The organism is Noviherbaspirillum album (assembly GCF_035916955.1).
Classification (GTDB): Bacteria; Pseudomonadota; Gammaproteobacteria; order Burkholderiales; family Burkholderiaceae_D; genus Noviherbaspirillum; species Noviherbaspirillum album.
Window position 1 is genome coordinate 123961 of the sequence record NZ_JAWIIV010000015.1, and the last position, 17295, is coordinate 141255.

15 protein-coding genes are annotated in these 17295 nt (G+C 59.4%); 3 read left to right on the top strand and 12 right to left on the bottom strand.

What is annotated here, in order from left to right; translation table 11 throughout:
- Positions 1–79: 79 nt before the first annotated feature.
- Together ftsH and RY831_RS18140 are read right to left on the bottom strand one after the other, a co-directional pair.
- Positions 80–1966 carry an ATP-dependent zinc metalloprotease FtsH gene (gene ftsH, locus RY831_RS18135; RefSeq protein WP_326507786.1) on the bottom strand — a complete coding sequence of 629 codons (1887 nt, stop codon included), beginning with the start codon at positions 1964–1966 and terminating at the stop codon, positions 80–82.
- 135 nt (positions 1967–2101) lie between these two features.
- Complete coding sequence (locus RY831_RS18140) at positions 2102–2749, bottom strand: RlmE family RNA methyltransferase (protein ID WP_326507787.1); 648 nt, start codon at positions 2747–2749, stop codon at positions 2102–2104.
- Positions 2750–2784: 35 nt separating this feature from the next.
- On the opposite strand from RY831_RS18140, the gene yhbY reads away from it, so the two are divergent.
- A complete protein-coding gene (gene yhbY / locus RY831_RS18145; protein WP_326507788.1) occupies positions 2785–3258 on the top strand; it encodes a ribosome assembly RNA-binding protein YhbY in 474 nt (157 codons plus the stop codon).
- 277 nt (positions 3259–3535) lie between these two features.
- Here the strand turns inward: yhbY and greA are convergent, their stop codons facing one another.
- The 5 genes from greA to RY831_RS18170 all read right to left on the bottom strand — a co-directional run bounded on the left by greA (position 3536) and on the right by RY831_RS18170 (position 10413).
- A complete protein-coding gene (greA, locus tag RY831_RS18150; protein ID WP_151634220.1) occupies positions 3536–4012 on the bottom strand; it encodes a transcription elongation factor GreA in 477 nt (158 codons plus the stop codon).
- Positions 4013–4112: 100 nt separating this feature from the next.
- A complete protein-coding gene (carB, locus tag RY831_RS18155) occupies positions 4113–7343 on the bottom strand; it encodes a carbamoyl-phosphate synthase large subunit (RefSeq protein WP_326507789.1) in 3231 nt (1076 codons plus the stop codon).
- On the bottom strand, positions 7336–8487 hold the full coding sequence (carA, locus tag RY831_RS18160) for a glutamine-hydrolyzing carbamoyl-phosphate synthase small subunit (RefSeq protein ID WP_326507790.1): 1152 nt from the start codon (positions 8485–8487) through the stop codon (positions 7336–7338). The genes carB and carA overlap by 8 nt, the downstream gene beginning before the upstream one ends.
- Positions 8488–8754: 267 nt before the next feature.
- Complete coding sequence (locus RY831_RS18165; protein WP_326507791.1) at positions 8755–9162, bottom strand: GlcG/HbpS family heme-binding protein; 408 nt, start codon at positions 9160–9162, stop codon at positions 8755–8757.
- A 96-nt stretch (positions 9163–9258) separates the two neighbouring features.
- Entirely contained in the window at positions 9259–10413 is a 1155-nt protein-coding gene (locus tag RY831_RS18170) for a response regulator (RefSeq protein ID WP_326507792.1), read from the bottom strand.
- A 114-nt stretch (positions 10414–10527) separates the two neighbouring features.
- Here RY831_RS18170 and RY831_RS18175 point away from each other — a divergent pair, with 114 nt between their 5' ends.
- Positions 10528–11061, top strand: a complete 534-nt coding sequence (locus RY831_RS18175) for a C40 family peptidase (protein WP_437126287.1) — start codon at positions 10528–10530, stop codon at positions 11059–11061.
- Between the two features lie 32 nt (positions 11062–11093).
- Here the strand turns inward: RY831_RS18175 and RY831_RS18180 are convergent, their stop codons facing one another.
- Entirely contained in the window at positions 11094–12023 is a 930-nt protein-coding gene (locus tag RY831_RS18180; protein ID WP_326507793.1) for a patatin-like phospholipase family protein, read from the bottom strand.
- A 211-nt stretch (positions 12024–12234) separates the two neighbouring features.
- On the opposite strand from RY831_RS18180, the gene RY831_RS18185 reads away from it, so the two are divergent.
- On the top strand, positions 12235–13290 hold the full coding sequence (locus tag RY831_RS18185) for a Fe(3+) ABC transporter substrate-binding protein (protein WP_326507794.1): 1056 nt from the start codon (positions 12235–12237) through the stop codon (positions 13288–13290).
- Positions 13291–13640: 350 nt separating this feature from the next.
- Here RY831_RS18185 and phoR read toward each other — a convergent pair whose 3' ends face one another.
- From phoR to pstB, 4 genes are read right to left on the bottom strand one after another with little or no spacing between them, the layout of a single operon-like run.
- A complete protein-coding gene (gene phoR, locus RY831_RS18190) occupies positions 13641–14960 on the bottom strand; it encodes a phosphate regulon sensor histidine kinase PhoR (RefSeq protein ID WP_326507795.1) in 1320 nt (439 codons plus the stop codon).
- Between the two features lie 11 nt (positions 14961–14971).
- A complete protein-coding gene (locus RY831_RS18195) occupies positions 14972–15661 on the bottom strand; it encodes a response regulator (RefSeq protein WP_326507796.1) in 690 nt (229 codons plus the stop codon).
- A 2-nt stretch (positions 15662–15663) separates the two neighbouring features.
- Positions 15664–16371 (bottom strand): phosphate signaling complex protein PhoU, encoded by a 708-nt coding sequence (gene phoU / locus RY831_RS18200; RefSeq protein ID WP_326507797.1) that lies wholly within the window; start codon positions 16369–16371, stop codon positions 15664–15666.
- Between the two features lie 39 nt (positions 16372–16410).
- Positions 16411–17208 (bottom strand): phosphate ABC transporter ATP-binding protein PstB, encoded by a 798-nt coding sequence (gene pstB / locus RY831_RS18205; RefSeq protein WP_437126288.1) that lies wholly within the window; start codon positions 17206–17208, stop codon positions 16411–16413.
- Positions 17209–17295 lie beyond the last annotated feature (87 nt).

Consider the following 17295-nt stretch of genomic DNA (forward strand, 5'->3'; position numbering starts at 1 on the left):
ATCTTCATGTCGGTTGCCGGAAATGAAAAAGGGTGAGGATTTCTCCTCACCCTTATACCACCTGAACAGGCTACTTAGTTCAGGCCGGCGCGGTTGCGTTAGGCGATACGCCGCCCGATGCACTGTCCGACGGCGAGCGCTTGACCGGTATGCCGGCCTTGGGCGGACGCGGCTCCAGGCCTTCCATGATGTCGTTGATCTGGTCGGCATCCAGCGTTTCCCAGTCAAGCAAGGATTTCGCCATGATCTCGACCTTTTCCCTGTTCTCTTCCAGCAGGCGGCGCGACAGCGCGTACTGCGCATCGAGAATCGAGCGGATTTCGGTATCGACCTTCTGCTGCGTGGCTTCAGACACCGTCTTGGAGCTCATGCGGCCGAAGTAGGCGTCCTGCTCGCTGTCTTCGTACACCATGGTGCCAAGCGTCTCGGACATGCCATAGCGGGTAACCATCGCACGAGCGAGCTTGGTGGCACGCTCGAAGTCGTTCGATGCGCCGGTCGACATCTGGTGCATGAAGATCTCTTCGGCGATGCGGCCGCCGAACAGGATGGCGATCTCTTCGAGCATCTTGTCTTTGTACATGTTGACGCGATCATGCTCCGGAAGCTGCCAGGTCAGGCCAAGCGCATAGCCGCGCGGCATGATGGTGACCTTGTGGACCGGGTCAGCCTTCGGCAGCAGCTTCGCCACAACGGCATGTCCCGATTCATGATAAGCCGTGTTGCGGCGTTCTTCCTCGCGCATGACAGCGGACTTGCGCTCGGGACCCATGACGATCTTGTCCTTGGCATCTTCGAAATCCTGCATCTCGACCAGACGCTTGCTACGCCGCGCCGCGAACAACGCGGCCTCGTTCACGAGATTGGAAAGGTCCGCACCGGAGAAGCCGGGAGTACCGCGGGCGAGGATGTCTGCCTTGACGTCGGGCGCGATCGGCACCTTGCGCATGTGGACGTACAGGATCTGTTCGCGGCCGCGGATGTCGGGCAGGCCGACCATCACCTGGCGGTCGAAGCGGCCGGGACGGAGCAGCGCCTTGTCCAGCACGTCAGCGCGGTTGGTTGCTGCGATCACAATGACGCCGGAATTTGCTTCGAAGCCATCCATCTCGACCAGCAGCTGGTTGAGTGTCTGTTCGCGCTCATCGTTGCCGCCGCCCATGCCTGCACCACGATGGCGGCCGACCGCGTCGATCTCGTCGATGAAGATGATGCACGGCGAATGCTTCTTCGCGTTTTCGAACATGTCGCGGACACGGGATGCGCCGACACCAACGAACATTTCGACGAAGTCGGAACCGGAAATGGTGAAAAACGGTACCTTGGCCTCACCGGCAATCGCACGGGCCAGCAAGGTTTTGCCCGTACCCGGAGGACCGACCATCAGCACGCCGCGCGGGATGCGTCCGCCCAGCTTCTGGAACTTGGTGGGGTCGCGCAGAAAATCGACCAGCTCCTGGACTTCTTCCTTGGCTTCGTCGCAACCCGCCACATCGGCAAAGGTCACGGTGTTGCTGGCTTCGTCCAGCATGCGCGCCTTCGAACGGCCGAACGAAAAGGCGCCGCCCTTGCCGCCGCCCTGCATCTGGCGCATGAAGAATACCCAGACGCCGATGAGCAAGAGCATCGGGAACCAGGAAATGAAAACTTGCGACAGGAATGACTGCTCTTCCGGCTGCTTCACGTCGAACTTGACGCCGTTATTGACCAGATCGCCAATCAGGCCCCGATCGAGATAGGTGACAGAGGTCTTGATGCGCTTGCCATCGTTCGTCGTCGCCACGATGGTGCGATCTTCGATAGTCGCTTCGCGGATCTGCTTCGCCCTTACCTCATCCAGAAAATCGGAATAAGGAATGGGTGTCGCGCCTCCGGCGAGGGTACGTCCGTCGAACTGCTTGAAGACGGTAAACAGCACCAGGGCGATCACCACCCATATGGCGGCTTTCGAAAACATGTTGTTCACTAGAACTCCTTAGACGCAACTGCGCCTATATTTACATAACTTGTAAAATTGATTCTACTCGCATTAACCAGTGCTTGCTAGGCCGCATGTGCGATTGGAAAGAGGGAAATCAAGGGTTGACAAGAAATTAACTTGTCATGAGGAAGGGTGTTTCAGAACTTTTCCAAGCAAAAATATTTCGGAGGATTTGTCCCTGCTGGCCTTGGGCTTCTTCTGGGTGACGGTCTTGAATTCCTGGCGGAATTTTTCAACGAGCTGCGAGTACCCAGTCCCATTGAAGCATTTGACGAGGAGCGCGCCTGAAGGTTTCATATGCGCACGTGCAAATTCGATGGCCAGATCGATCAGATCCTCGACGCGGGCGGCGTCGCTGATGGCTATCCCCGACAGGTTGGGCGCCATGTCGGACAGGACCAGGTCCACCTTGCGTCCGCCGACCACCGCTTCGAGCTGCTCCAGCACCGCCTGTTCGCGAAAATCGCCCTGGATGAAATTGACATTGGCGATGGGTTCCATGGGCAGCATGTCGAGTCCAATGATGGTGCCGTGAATGCCCCCGCCGTCCTGCCCTGCCAGCTTGTTGCGCACATACTGCGACCAGCTGCCCGGCGTGCATCCAAGGTCGACGATGATCTGCCCGGGACGGATCAGCTTCTCTTCCTCGTCGATTTCCTTGAGCTTGTAAGCGGCGCGCGCGCGGTAGCCTTCCTTTTGCGCCAGTTTGACGTAAGGGTCGTTGATATGGTCGTGCAACCAGTTTTTGTTGAATTTGTTCTTGGCCATTCGCGTAGAATACCGCTTTTAAGGAATCACTAACTATGTTGAAACTTACCCCTGCGGAGCGGAGCGCGCTTCGCTCCGAAGCGCATGCCCTCAATCCGGTCGTCATTATCGGCGAATCGGGACTGACGCCTTCGGTTCTCAAGGAAATCGATACCAGCCTGAATGCCCATGGGCTGATCAAGGTTCGGGTCTTCGGCGACGATCGCGAAGCCCGTATCGGGATGTACGAAACTATCTGCAAGGAACTCGATGCGGCGCCGATCCAGCATATCGGCAAGCTGCTGGTGCTCTACCGCCCAAAGAAGGAAGCTGCCAAGGAGCGCAGCGACAAACGCGGCAAGGGCCTGCGCGAGGTTACCATTGTCAAGCCAAGTCCAAGCGGAACCAAGCGTCCTACGGTCAGCAAGGTTGTCCTGAAGGGAAATGAGCGCGTGACCGCAGGCGGCAACGTCAAACGGGCCAAGCCGCGCCAGACCAGTTCCAAGAAACTCGCGCTCGGCCGCCGCTGATTTTCGCCGCTGAACTCCGCCTACGGCCATTCCGTTATTCGACGGTCAGGTGCACATTACCATGGATCACGAGCGCGAGGCGCGCCAACCGCGCTCCGAAAGGTTCGTAGCAAGATAAAATCCGCCCAACACCTGACACTAGACTGCCGGACCACCTCGAACCCTGCTGCGCATCGCAGGCGGCATCACTCCCGATTCCGACACGCCACCGGTTTCAACCCTGCCAAGGGCGAATGGCGGTCCGGCACGCGGATCGCCACCGCATTCAGCCCTTGCTTCAAACGTAACGCACTTCCAGCACTTCATACTCTCGAATGCCCGAGGGTGCATTCACTTCGACGACGTCGCCCGCATACTTGCCGATAAGCGCACGCGCGATCGGCGAAGTGATCGATACCTTGAGCTCCTTGAGGTCGGCCTCGTCCTCGCCGACGATTTGGTAAGTCACTTTCTGACCGGATTCGAGATCCTCGAGATCCACCGTGGATGCGAAGACGATGCGCCCTTCGGCATCGAGTGTCTTGGGATCGATGATCTGGGCTGCGCTTAACTTGCCTTCGAGTTCGGCAATGCGACCTTCGATGAAGCTTTGGCGTTCTTTTGCGGCATCATACTCGGCGTTTTCCGACAAATCCCCCTGGGCCCGCGCCTCGGAAATGGCATTAATGACGGCAGGACGGTCTTTGGTTTTCAAGCGGTGCAACTCTTCTTTCAGAAGCTCGGCGCCGTGCTTGGTAATAGGAACTGTGCTCATAATTTTCTTTTGAAGAAATGAAAACCACAGAGGTCACAAATGGCACCGGATACTCCCGGCACCGTCTGTGACCTCTGTGGCTAAGGTGAAACTTGTCAGCTTAGTGTAAAGACTTATGCAGGCCTTGTAAATCGTAGACGTGCAGTTCATCGAGATGACGCAAGCCTTCCACCGCCGCTTCCGCACCGGCAATCGTCGTGTACGTGGTTGCCCGCGCCAGCAGCGCCGACGTGCGGATGGCACGCGAATCGGCAATGGCGGTACGCTTTTCCTCGACCGTGTTGATGACCAGGACGATCTCGTTGTTCTTGATCATATCGACCACGTGCGGACGGCCTTCCACCACCTTGTTGACCGCGGCCACCGGAATGCCGGCGGAACTGATGGCGGCTGCAGTACCCTTGGTGGCCACCAGCGAGAAGCCGAGTTCCACCAGATCCCTGGCAACCTGGACCGCGCGAGGCTTGTCGCTGTTCTTCACGCTCAGGAAAACCTTGCCCGATGTCGGCAGCTTGACGCCGGCTCCGAGCTGGGATTTCACGAACGCTTCGCCGAAGGTCTTGCCGACGCCCATGACTTCGCCGGTCGACTTCATTTCCGGACCAAGGATGGTGTCCACACCCGGGAATTTGTTGAACGGGAAAACGGCTTCCTTGACGCAGTAATACGGCGGCACGACTTCATGCTTGACGCCCTGGCTGTCGAGCGACTGGCCGACCATGCAGCGGGCGGCAATCTTCGCCAGCTGCAGGCCGGTCGCCTTCGACACGTAGGGCACGGTGCGCGATGCGCGCGGATTCACTTCCAGCACGTAGACGATGTCCTTCATTGCACCATCGACTTCCTGCTGCTGGATCGCGAACTGCACGTTCATCAGGCCGACGACGTTGAGGCCCTTAGCCATCAGCGAAGTCTGACGCTTGAGCTCCTCGATCGTTTCCTTCGACAGCGAATACGGCGGCAGGGAGCAGGCGGAGTCGCCGGAGTGCACGCCGGCTTGCTCGATGTGCTCCATCACGCCGCCGATGAAGGTGCGCTGGCCGTCTGACAGGCAATCCACGTCGACTTCGATGGCGTCGTTGAGGAAGCGGTCGAGCAGCACCGGCGAATCGTTCGATACCTTGACCGCCTCGCGCATGTAGCGCTCGAGATCGCGCTGCTCGTGCACGATTTCCATCGCGCGGCCGCCGAGCACGTAGGACGGACGAACCACCAGCGGGTAGCCGATTTCCTGCGCCAGGCGCAGTGCGTCCTCTTCGGTGCGCGCGGTGCGGTTGGGCGGCTGGCGCAGGTCGAGTTCCTGCAGCAACTTCTGGAAACGCTCGCGGTCTTCTGCGGCGTCGATCATGTCGGGCGAAGTGCCGACGATGGGCACGCCGTTGGCTTCCAGGTCCAGCGCCAGCTTGAGCGGAGTCTGTCCACCGTACTGCACGATCACGCCGTACGGTTTTTCCTTATCGACGATTTCCAGCACGTCTTCCAGCGTCAGCGGCTCGAAATAGAGTCGGTCGGACGTGTCGTAGTCGGTCGAGACGGTTTCCGGATTACAGTTGACCATGATGGTCTCATAGCCATCCTCGCGCATGGCGAGCGCAGCATGCACGCAGCAGTAGTCGAACTCGATGCCCTGGCCGATGCGGTTGGGACCGCCGCCCAGCACCATGATCTTCTTCTTGTCGGTCGGCTGCGATTCGCACTCTTCGTCATAGGTCGAATACATGTACGCGGTCCGCGTCGCGAACTCCGCGGCGCAGGTATCGACGCGCTTGTAGACCGGACGCACGTTGAGTTCGCGGCGACGCTCGCGGACTGCCTTGTCGGTGGTCTTCAGCAGCTTGGCGAGACGGCGGTCGGCGAAGCCCTTCTGCTTGAGCTTGAACAGGGTGGCCTTGTCGAGCGATTCCAGCGACTGCTTTTCCAGCCACAATTCGATGTCGACGATTTCCTTGATCTGGACCAGGAACCACGGATCGATATGCGTGAGCTGGTGCACTTCCTCCAGCGAGAAGCCTTGGGCGAACGCATCGCCGACATACCAGATGCGCTCCGGGCCCGGCTCGCCGAGTTCTTCCTCGATGGTTTCGCGGTCGGTGGTCTTTTCATTCATGCCGTCGACGCCGACTTCCAGACCGCGCAGCGCCTTCTGGAAGGATTCCTGGAAGGTACGGCCGATGGCCATCACTTCGCCGACGGATTTCATCTGGGTGGTCAGGTGGTCGTCCGCGGTCGGGAATTTCTCGAACGCAAAGCGCGGCACCTTGGTCACGACGTAATCGATGCTGGGCTCGAACGATGCCGGGGTCTGGCCGCCGGTGATTTCATTGCGCAACTCATCGAGGGTGAAGCCGACCGCCAGCTTGGCGGCGACTTTCGCAATCGGGAAGCCGGTTGCCTTCGAAGCCAGCGCCGAAGAACGCGACACGCGCGGATTCATTTCGATGACGATCATGCGGCCGTCCGCGGGATTGACCGCGAACTGCACATTGGAACCGCCGGTATCGACGCCGATCTCGCGCAGCACCGCCAGCGATGCATTGCGCATGATCTGGTATTCCTTGTCGGTCAGGGTCTGCGCCGGCGCGACGGTGATCGAGTCGCCGGTGTGCACGCCCATCGGGTCGAGGTTCTCGATCGAGCAGACGATGATGCAGTTGTCCTTCTTGTCGCGGACCACTTCCATTTCGTACTCTTTCCAGCCGATCAGCGATTCCTCGATCAGCAGTTCCGAAGTGGGAGACGCTTCCAGTCCGCGCTTGCAGATGGTTTCGAATTCTTCCGGGTTGTAGGCAATGCCGCCGCCGGTGCCGCCCATCGTGAACGAAGGACGGATGATGACCGGGAAGCCAAGTTCCTTCTGCACCGCCCAAGATTCTTCCAGGGTATGCGACACGCCCGAGCGCGCGGAGCCGAGGCCGATCTTGGTCATCGCCTCTTTGAACTTGGAACGGTCTTCGGCCTTGTCGATGGCTTCCGGCGTGGCGCCGATCAGTTCGCAGCCGTACTTGGTGAGCACGCCGTGGCGATGCAGGTCCAGCGCGCAGTTCAGCGCGGTCTGTCCGCCCATGGTGGGAAGGATGGCGTCCGGACGTTCCTTGTCGATAATGCGCTCGACCGCCTGCCAGGTGATCGGCTCGATGTAGGTGACATCGGCCATTTCCGGGTCTGTCATGATCGTCGCGGGATTGCTGTTGACCAGGACCACGCGGTAGCCTTCTTCGCGCAGCGCCTTGCAGGCCTGCGCACCGGAATAGTCGAATTCGCACGCCTGGCCGATGATGATCGGGCCGGCGCCAATGATCAGGATGCTTTTAATATCTGTGCGCTTAGGCATTTTTGTGTTTCTCCATCATCGCCACGAAGCGATCAAACAAGGGGGCGACGTCGGTGGGTCCGGGCGATGCTTCCGGGTGGCCCTGGAAGCAGAACGCCGGCTTGTCGGTACGGGCAAAGCCCTGAAGCGATCCGTCGAACAGCGACACATGCGTGACGCGGCAATTGGACGGCAGGGTTTCCTGGTCCACGGCGAAACCATGGTTCTGCGACGTGATCATCACCTGCTTCGTATCGAGGTCTTGCACCGGGTGGTTCGCGCCATGGTGGCCGAACTTCATCTTGAGCGTTTTCGCGCCGGAGGCAAGCGCCATGATCTGGTGGCCGAGGCAGATGCCGAAGGTCGGGATGCCGCGGTCGATCAGCTCGCGGGTGGCCGCGATCGCATAGTCGCAAGGCTCGGGATCGCCCGGTCCGTTGGCAAGGAAGATGCCGTCGGGATTCAGGGCAAGCGCCTCTTTTGCAGTCGACTGCGCCGGCAGCACCGTGATCTTGCAGCCGCGCTCGGCCAGCATGCGCAGGATGTTGCGCTTGACGCCATAATCGAAGGCAACCACGTGGTACTTGGGATCGGACTGCTTGCCGACACCCTGGCCAAGCTTCCACTCGGTCTCGGTCCAGACGTAGGATTCCTTGGTCGACACCACTTTCGCGAGGTCCATGCCGGCTAGTCCGGGAAAGGACTTCGCCAGGGCAAGCGCCTTCTCGACATCGGCCTCACCGGCGAGAATCGCGCCGTTCTGCGCGCCCTTCTCTCTCAGGATGCGCGTCAGCTTGCGGGTATCGATTCCGGCGATGCCGACCACGTTTTCCGACTTCAGGTAATCCGAGAGGCTCTGCTTCGAACGGAAGTTCGAGGTCATCAGCGGCAGATCCTTGATGATCAGGCCGGCGGCGTGGATGCGGTCGGCCTCGGTGTCTTCATCATTGACGCCGACGTTGCCGATATGCGGATAGGTCAGTGTGACGATCTGGCGGCTGTAGCTGGGATCGGTCAGGATTTCCTGGTAACCGGTCATTGCCGTGTTGAACACGACTTCACCGATCGTATGACCGGGGGCACCAATGGAAAAACCCTGGAAAATCGACCCGTCTGCGAGCGCAAGGATGGCCGGAACTGATTGGCCAGAAAAAAATGGCAGCAAGGGTAACTCCTGAGATGGTTACCGCCGCTGCGCCGCGCCAGAACGACCGTCAACCAAACGGCTTGCGCTGGATGTTGCGGGTCTTTTTGGGACGAAATGGAAGGGGTATGCGCTACGGCGGACTGGATTAGTTAAACCCCGAGATTATAGCCGAGAACCACCCTCACTGCAAACCCGGAGGAGAGCGAAAACGCCAGACAAATGCCGGCATTCCCTTCTCCGCCGGGCGGATTCATTGCCATTGCGGCAATGAAGAAAAGGCATCAATCAGAGGCCGAGCGCGGCGATGCCGGCCTTGGCGATCTGCACGTCTTCCGAAGACTTGACGCCCGATACGCCGACCGCGCCGACGCACTGCCCTTCCACCATGATGGGAACGCCACCCTCGAGCATGCCCTCGATGACCGGTGCGGTAATGAAGGAATACCGGCCGTTGTTGATCATGTCTTCATAGACCTTGGTTTCGCGGCGGCCAAGAGCGGCTGTCTTGGCCTTGGCGGGCGCGATGCTGGCCGAGACGGGCGCGGCATTGTCGAGGCGCTGCAGCCAGAGAAGGTGGCCGCCGTCATCCACGACGGAAATCGAAACTGCCCAGTTGTTTGCCTTTGCTTCCGCTTCCGCGGCGGCGGCAATTTTTTTAACGTCGTCGAGTGTGAGAATAGGTTTTGATTGCATTCCTGCTCCTTCTGAAGAAGCGAGGATTGTACGACAGGCATCCCCGCCGCGCACAGCACACCGCAGCAAAGTCCGATGGTCCGGTGCCAGATGGGCTCAGGGATGGCTGCGTTTCATGACCAGCTCCGCGAGCGATCGCAGTTCGGCGGGAAGCTTGCCGAGATGCGGCATGACCTGTTCGCGCCGGCCTTCCCTTATCCAGCGCAGCAAGGTTTCGACATCCGGAGCGCCGCTATCGGAAGGTTCGGCCGCCGGTAATGCGAGTGCGGCGCCGGCGGCGGCGAGTTCTTCCTCTTCGCCGACCGCTCCGACAAAGCCCTGCGCGATGCCCAGCCCGGCGCGCCTTCGCGCGATGTCCTGCATTTGTGCCAGGCTGATTTCAACCTGCGCCAAGCCTTGGTCCGATAGCGAGGCAACCCCGCAGCAGGCGATGATCATGCCAGTCCCGCCGCTGGCCAAGTCGGCATCGGCGATGGCGTGACAGACACGGCGGGCAAACACGAGCGCAGCATCGAAATTGATGCTTCCGGTGGCCAGCATGAACTCTGCCTCGCCGGTTCTGGCAACGTGATCGGTTTGACGCACTGTCCGGCGCAGCAGCCGCCCGACCGCATCCATCGTCGCCATCGGCGGGATGCCGTGCTTGTCCGCATCGTCGGCATCATCCGCATGCCGGAGCGCGATCCTGACATTGAGAAGCACGAAGTTGCGCTTGCCCTGAATGGCATTCCTGAGCAGGATCGTCGCATCGATTTCGAAGCGCTCCCTGGGCGGCAGCCCCGAGTCGGTTTCATCACACTTGTCCTGCGCCAGAGCTTCAAGCCCGCGCCGGAACTCCTGCCGCGTGGCGACCAGCCTGGATAGAACATCGAGGCGCGAGACCAGGTGCGCAGTATCCATGCCCTTGGTAATCAGGTCATTGGCGCCTGCGGCAAGGGCGCGCTCGCGCTCGGCCTGTTCGTCGCTGCCGGAAATGACGACCACCGGCATATCCCGCAGACCGGTGATGCTCGATTGCCGTATCCGCTGCAACAAGCCATAGCCATCCAGGCGGGGCATGGTGAGGTCGGTGATGAGCACTTTGATATTCCTGTCGGCCAACAGCATTTCCCAGGCTTCTTCACCGTTGCATGCCTCCCTGAAATCGAACATGCCCTCGATGTGCTTGATCAGCGTGAAACGCACAATGCGGGAATCATCGGCGATCAGAACCCGAGGCTTCACCGCGATATCGATCTCGTTTGAAGCCATGATTTGTAGTCAGAAAGATGGGAACTGTGAAAGCATACCCTTGGGAAACTTTTTTTGACAGGCGCATCCGTATCCCTTACATTGGCGACGTTGCCAAGATTAAACATTTACAGTATGACAAGGATGCGTTCAATTCATGGAAAGACAAAGCGAGGAATCTCCTTGCTGGCGCTCGCCATGGTCCTTGCTTGTCCCGTATCTGCAAGTGACGCACCGCCGGCCGAGCCGACCGGCCCTTTGGCGAAATTGCAAGGTCTTACTTCTCGCGCTTCCGAGCTCGCGCTGCAGGCAATGAGCATGATCGGCATTCGTTATAAATATGGCGGCAACGCGCCAGAAAGCGGACTCGATTGCAGCGGCCTTGTGCGCTATGTGTTCAAGCAGGTCATGGGTGCGGAGCTTCCGCGCACGTCGGAAGAGATCAGCCGCGTCGGCCAGAATGTGGAACCGAACGAGCTGCAGCCGGGAGACCTGGTTTTCTACAATACGCTGCGGCGCGGTTTTTCCCACGTGGGGATCTATCTCGGTGACAATCGGTTCATTCATGCGCCGTCCGCAGGCGGACACGTCCGCATCGAACGCATGGATATCAGTTACTGGAAAAGCCGCTTCAACGGTGCCAGGCGCATCAACCAGCCCGCCGAATAAGCGTTTCTTTCATCCCCCCTCCCCTGGTACTGCTAAAGTGGCTGCTCGCGCTTTGCGGCAAGCTTCTTGCGAAGCTCTGGCAATACCTGGGCTGTCGCCTGTTCGCCGGCAAGAATCGCAACATTTCGCCCCGGGAAGTCATTTCCTTTCATGGTTCCCAACCGCGGCTGGATCACGATATCCGCGTCGCGCAATTCATAGTGGTTGATGCTTTGCCCCATGATGGCGAAGGTCTGCAGCACGACATCCACCGAGCTGGAAGCGGGCTGCGCGTCGGGCTGCGAAGAAATGTTGACTGCGATGACAAAGTCCGCGCCCATTTCACGCGCAAAACGTACCGGCACCGGTGACACCAGGCCGCCGTCGACATAGGAATGATCATTGATGCGGACTGGTTGGAACAGGCTCGGCACTGCCGACGAAGCGCGTACCGCCAGGCCGGTATTGCCCCTGCGGAAAAGTATTGGATTACCGCTGTTCAAGTCGGTCGCAACGGCGCCGAATGGAATCTTGAGCTTCTCGATCGGCACGTTGCTGACGCTGCGGTTGACATAGTTCTGCAAGGCTTCGCCCTTGAGCACGCCGCTTGCCTTTGCAAAGAGCGGCACCGACCAGTCGGAAATCGCGGCTTCGTCCATTTCCAGCGCCAGCTTGTGCAATGCAAAGCCGTTATTGCCGGCGGCATACAATGCACCGACCAGACTGCCGGCGCTTGTGCCTACGACGATGTCCGGCACGATTCCCTGGGCTTCAAGCGCCTTGATGACGCCGATATGGGCAAAACCGCGCGCCGCGCCACCCCCAAGTGCCAGGCCGATTTTCACGCTGCGTGGCGCTTTCGTTGCGGCGGGCTCCTGCACCTGAGTGAGAGGCGGTTTTACTGCGGGCGGATTCGTGGCGCACCCGGCGACCAGCAGGAATATCGGCAGAACGACGGATGCAGGACTTCTTGGCAGGAACATGACAGCGTATCGAATAACGGGGAAACCAGAGGAGCATGACAGGACTGCAACACAATGATGCGGAGTCGCTTCGCAAGCTCTTTGCGGCGAGCATGCATTGTATCGGACAGCGTCCTGCCAGCAGGCGACTGTTTAATGAGAATGATTAGCATTAATTGGCAAAAACGCTATACTTGCACGACAATAAATTCAAACCCGCAAAAGGAGCGTCATGAAAAATCGAGTTGCCAGAAAATCTCTGGGCTTTGCCCTCGCCTCACTGGTAGTCGCTGCATCGGCATCGCCGGCCATCGCCCAGGAAAACGTGCTGAACCTTTATTCCTCGCGTCATTACCAGACCGATGAGCAGCTGTATTCCAACTTCACCAAGCAGACCGGCATCAAGATCAACCGTATCGAGTCCGAAGACAATCCCTTGCTGGAGAGATTGCGGAATGAAGGCAAGAACAGTCCTGCCGACGTAATTCTCATGGTCGACGCGGCCCGCCTGTGGCGCGCCCAGATCGATGGCTTGTTCCAGCCGGTCAAATCCAAGGTGCTGGATGCGCGTATTCCCGCCAACCTGCGCGGCAAGGATGACGGCAAAGGTGCGGAATGGTACGGTTTTTCGACGCGCGGCCGGGTCATTGTCTATAACAAGGCCAACGTGAATCCTGAAGATGTATCGACTTACGAATCGCTGGCCGATCCGAAGAACAAAGGCAAGGTTTGCACCCGTTCCGGCTCGCATCCCTACATGCTGTCGATGATCGGTTCGATGATCGAGCGCAACGGCGAAGCCGAGACCGAAAAGTGGGCCCGAGGCGTGGTTGGCAATTTCGCCCGTCCTCCACGCGGCGGCGACACCGACCAGATCAAGGGCGTGGCCAGCGGCGAATGCGGCGTTGCGGTGACGAACACCTATTATTACGTGCGCCTGCTGCGCTCCAACAAGCCGGAAGACAAGGAATTGATCAGCAAGGTCGGCTTCGTCTGGCCCAATCAGAAAACTTCGGGTGCCCATCTGAACATTTCGGGCGGCGGCGTCGCCAAGAATGCTCCGCATCGCGACGCAGCTGTCAAATTCCTCGAATACCTGGCCAGCGACGAAGCCCAGTCCTATTTCGCAAACGGAAACAACGAGTGGCCGGTGGTCAAGTCCGCCGTGGCAGCCAATCCGGCGCTGGAATCGCTGGGGAAATTCAAGGCTGAGAATGTTTCGATTGCCACCATCGGCAAGAACCAGATCGCGGCGCAGAAGATCCTCGACCGCGTCGGCTACAAATAAGAAATAAAGGCCAGGGCGGCAGGCGGGGAAGCGCCGCGCTTCACACTGGCCGCGGCATTAGAGCGGATTGCGGCAGGGTGTAAGGTCGCCTCGGCCTGCCTTGGGCGCATGGCAGCGTTGTTCGTTCTTGCGTGGCCCGTTGTGTGGCCCGCCACACAACGCTCCTCTCGCCTTGCCCTGCATCCAAAGACAAACCGATTCTTCCCTACACCCATCCGCAATCCGCTCTAATGCAAATCGGCGCCCCATTCGCATGGGGCGCCGATTTGTCTTTCCGCGATCCTGTCTTCTCTGCTCCGCTCTTTCCTGCTCCCGCAGGGCCTGCCAGGCCTGACCGCCTGGTCCGGCGGTCAGACCCGAACCGATGTTTCCGCAAACGATTCCGCAATCATCCGGCGCGGGAAACGCACGGTAAACGTGCTGCCCTTCTCGGGCTCGGAGTCGATCGTGAGAATGGCATCGTGGCGCAGCAGCACATGCTTGACAATCGCCAGTCCGAGGCCGGTTCCCTGCGTCTCGCGGGAACGGCTCTTGTCAACCCGGTAGAAGCGTTCTGTGAGGCGCGAGATATGCTCCGGCCGGATGCCGATGCCATTATCGCGCACCGCGAACTGCGGCCCATCAACGCCCATGGTCCAGGAAATATGGATCGCGCCGTTCTCGGGCGTGTACCGGATTGCATTCGAGACGAGATTGCCGAAGGCGCTTCGCAGCTCTTCCGTATTGCCCTTGATGTCAGGCCCGTCGATTTCAAGCGTGATCTGGTGGCGGCCGTTCGACAGTGCGTTGGCATCCTGCTGGATCTGCTCGACCAGCAGGTCCATGTCCACCCGCTCGGGCCGCAGCGGGTAGTCGACGGATTCGAGCCGGGTCAGGGTCAGCATGTCCTCGACCAGGTTCTGCATGCGATGCCCCTGCTCGCTCATGAGCTTGAGATGGCTCATCCTGGTTTTCAGATCCAGGTTGGGCTGGCTGCAGGCGATTTCCAGGAAGCCGTTGATGACAGTCAGCGGCGTGCGCAATTCATGGGAAGCATTGGCAACGAAATCGCGGCGCATGGTTTCGATCCGGTCCGACTCCGTCGCATCATGCGTCACCAGGATCTGTCGCCGGTTTTCGAACGGAATGATCTGGACGATCAGCTTGCGGTCGCGTACTGCGAGCGTCAGCGGCTGCTCATAACGCCCGAGAATGATGTAATCGATGAATTCCGGACTGCGGATAAGATTGGTGACGCGCATGCCCTTGTCGCGGTTCAGGTGCAGGCCGAGATGCTTTTCGGCGGCCGGGTTGCACCATTCGAGAAACAGCACATCATCCATGATCACGACACCGTCCGGCAACAGGCTCATTGCCTGCCGGAAGCGGGCCAGCCATTCCGCCAGTTCCGCCTGGTTGCGCTCGTCGCCGCGGCGCAGCTTGTACAGCCGCGAGAAGATATCGGTCCAGGCGCCCCAGCCGTCGGGCAGTCTCGCGCTGCTTGGATGATCAAGCCAGTTGGCAAGCTGATACAGATAGTTCAGCTGCACGATAAGCAGTATGCACAAGGCCAGCAGCGCGGCGGCCAGTCCCATTACCGGGCCAAAGAAATACCAGATCACGCCGCCGCCGGCCAGCACGATCACCAGCCGCAGTACGGCGGGTATCCAGAAAGTCATCCGAGGATTCATGTCTGCCCGGATTATTTCTCGGACAGCATGTAGCCAACGCTGCGCACGGTCTTGATCAGCGACTCGGCTTCCTTGAGCGCCTTGCGCAGCCGCAACACATGCACGTCGACGGTACGTTCTTCGATGGCTACGTGGTCGCCCCACACCTTGTCGAGCAGCTGGCTGCGCGAAAACACCCTTTCCGGGTGGGCCATGAAGAACTTGAGAAGCTTGTATTCGGCATGGCCGATATCGATCTTCTGTTCATTCAACATGACCGAGCAGCTGATCGGATCGAGCATCACCGGCCCCGCACTCATCGGCGATTGGGCATGCTCGGGGCTCTTGCGGCGCAGCAGCGCCTTGATCCGCGAGGTCAGTTCGCGCGGCGAGAACGGCTTGGTGATGTAATCGTCCGCCCCGTTGTCGAGTCCCGCGATCTTGTCTTCCTCCATGCTTTTCGCGGTCAGCATGATGACCGGCAGCGCCTGCAGCTGGCGGTCGCCGCGAATGCGCGACAGCAGGCGCAGACCGGACTGGTCGGGTAGCATCCAGTCCAGCAGCACCAGGTGCGGCGTGCGAATCTGCATGAATTCCCACGCTTCGCTGACGGTATGCGCCGCGGTGCAGTTCCAGCCCGCTTCCTTGAGGGTGAACGACACCAGCTCGATGATAGGCGGTTCGTCTTCGACGATCAGAATTGTGGTCTTGTCAACGGCCATGGTTAAAGGGAGGTGTCGGGCTTGGTATAAGCGTAATCGGTATGCCGGATATCCTTGCCTTCAACGACATAGATGACATATTCGGCAATGTTCTTCGCATGATCGCCGATCCGCTCGATGGCCTTGGCAACCCACAAGGTGTCAAGCGCCGCCGAGATGGTGCGCGGATCTTCCATCATGAACGTGACCATGGTACGGGTAATGGCTCGGAATTCATGATCGATGACTTCGTCGTGGGAAATGATGCGGGCCGCCTGCTTGTCATCCAGGCGGGCAAACGCATCGAGCGCGTCATGCAACGATTCCGAGGCACTGGCGGCCAGCACCCGGATGGACTCGTAGTGATTCAGTACGCCGACGGTGCCGCGCTCATGCAGGTTTTTCGCCGTGCGCGCGATCTTGGTGGCTTCATCGCCGACCCGCTCCAGGTCGGTGATCACCTTCAGCGTCGCCATCACCGTGCGCAGGTCGTTGGCCGCCGGCTGGCGCTTGACGATGAGATGGCTGCAGGTATCGTCGAGCGACACTTCCAGCTTGTTGACGTTTTCGTCACCCTTGATGACTTGTTCCGCTTGCGCGATATTGCCAGTGCGGAAGCAATTGATCGCATCGTTGAACTGGCTTTCCACCATGCCGCCCATCAGCAGCACTTTCGAGCGGATTGCTTCCAGATCCATGTCGTATTGCTTGGAAGAGTGATCGCCTGGCATCAGGTTCTCCTTAGTGATTCGTGGTTAGCTTACACTGCCTCAGCCGAAACGACCGGTGATGTAATCCTGCGTTTCCTTCTTCGCCGGATTCATGAAGATCTGGTCGGTTTCGCCGAATTCGACCAGTTCGCCAAGATACATGTAGGCAGTGTAATCGGAGCAGCGTGCCGCCTGCTGCATGTTGTGAGTCACGATGGCGATCGTGTAATCCTGCTTCAGCTCATGGATCAGTTCCTCGATCTTCACCGTCGAGATCGGATCGAGCGCCGAGGTCGGCTCGTCGAGCAGCAGCACGTCCGGCTTGACCGCCACGCCGCGCGCGATGCACAGGCGCTGCTGCTGTCCGCCCGACAGGCTCAGTCCGCTCTTGTTGAGCTTGTCCTTGACCTCGCCCCACAGCGCGGCCTTCTTCAGCGCCCATTCGACCCGCTCGTCCATCTCGCCCTTGGACAGGTTTTCATACAAACGCACGCCGAAGGCAATGTTTTCATAGACCGACATCGGGAACGGCGTCGGCTTCTGGAACACCATGCCGACCTTGGCGCGCAGCATGTTGACGTCCTGGCCGGGGTCGAGGATGTTGCGACCGTTGTAAATGATCTTGCCTTCCGCGCGCTGGCCCGGATACAGGTCGTACATTCTGTTGAGCGTGCGCAGGAGCGTGGACTTGCCGCAACCCGACGGACCGATGAAGGCCGTCACCTTCTTCTCGTAGACGTTCAGGTTGACGTTTTTCAGACCCTGGAAGCTGCCGTAGTAGAAGTTCAGGCCAGAGATCGCAAGGGTGGCAGGCGCGAGCTGGTTGGGCTGGGCGAGCTGGGAAGTGGAAGTAGTCATCATGTCAATTGGGAATTTTCTGGCTGAACAAAGTACGCGACAGGATATTGAGGCCCAGCACGCTGAAGGTGATCAGCAGCGCACCGC

Coding starts and splice junctions, on each gene's coding strand:
- RY831_RS18140 (WP_326507787.1), bottom strand. CDS start 2,749: ATGGCCAAGAACAAATTCAACAAAAACTGGTTGCACGACCATATCAAC.
- yhbY (WP_326507788.1), top strand. CDS start 2,785: ATGTTGAAACTTACCCCTGCGGAGCGGAGCGCGCTTCGCTCCGAAGCG.
- greA (WP_151634220.1), bottom strand. CDS start 4,012: ATGAGCACAGTTCCTATTACCAAGCACGGCGCCGAGCTTCTGAAAGAA.
- carB (WP_326507789.1), bottom strand. CDS start 7,343: ATGCCTAAGCGCACAGATATTAAAAGCATCCTGATCATTGGCGCCGGC.
- RY831_RS18165 (WP_326507791.1), bottom strand. CDS start 9,162: ATGCAATCAAAACCTATTCTCACACTCGACGACGTTAAAAAAATTGCC.
- RY831_RS18170 (WP_326507792.1), bottom strand. CDS start 10,413: ATGGCTTCAAACGAGATCGATATCGCGGTGAAGCCTCGGGTTCTGATC.
- RY831_RS18175 (WP_437126287.1), top strand. CDS start 10,528: ATGACAAGGATGCGTTCAATTCATGGAAAGACAAAGCGAGGAATCTCC.
- RY831_RS18180 (WP_326507793.1), bottom strand. CDS start 12,023: ATGTTCCTGCCAAGAAGTCCTGCATCCGTCGTTCTGCCGATATTCCTG.
- RY831_RS18185 (WP_326507794.1), top strand. CDS start 12,235: ATGAAAAATCGAGTTGCCAGAAAATCTCTGGGCTTTGCCCTCGCCTCA.
- phoR (WP_326507795.1), bottom strand. CDS start 14,960: ATGAATCCTCGGATGACTTTCTGGATACCCGCCGTACTGCGGCTGGTG.
- RY831_RS18195 (WP_326507796.1), bottom strand. CDS start 15,661: ATGGCCGTTGACAAGACCACAATTCTGATCGTCGAAGACGAACCGCCT.
- phoU (WP_326507797.1), bottom strand. CDS start 16,371: ATGCCAGGCGATCACTCTTCCAAGCAATACGACATGGATCTGGAAGCA.
- pstB (WP_437126288.1), bottom strand. CDS start 17,208: ATGACTACTTCCACTTCCCAGCTCGCCCAGCCCAACCAGCTCGCGCCT.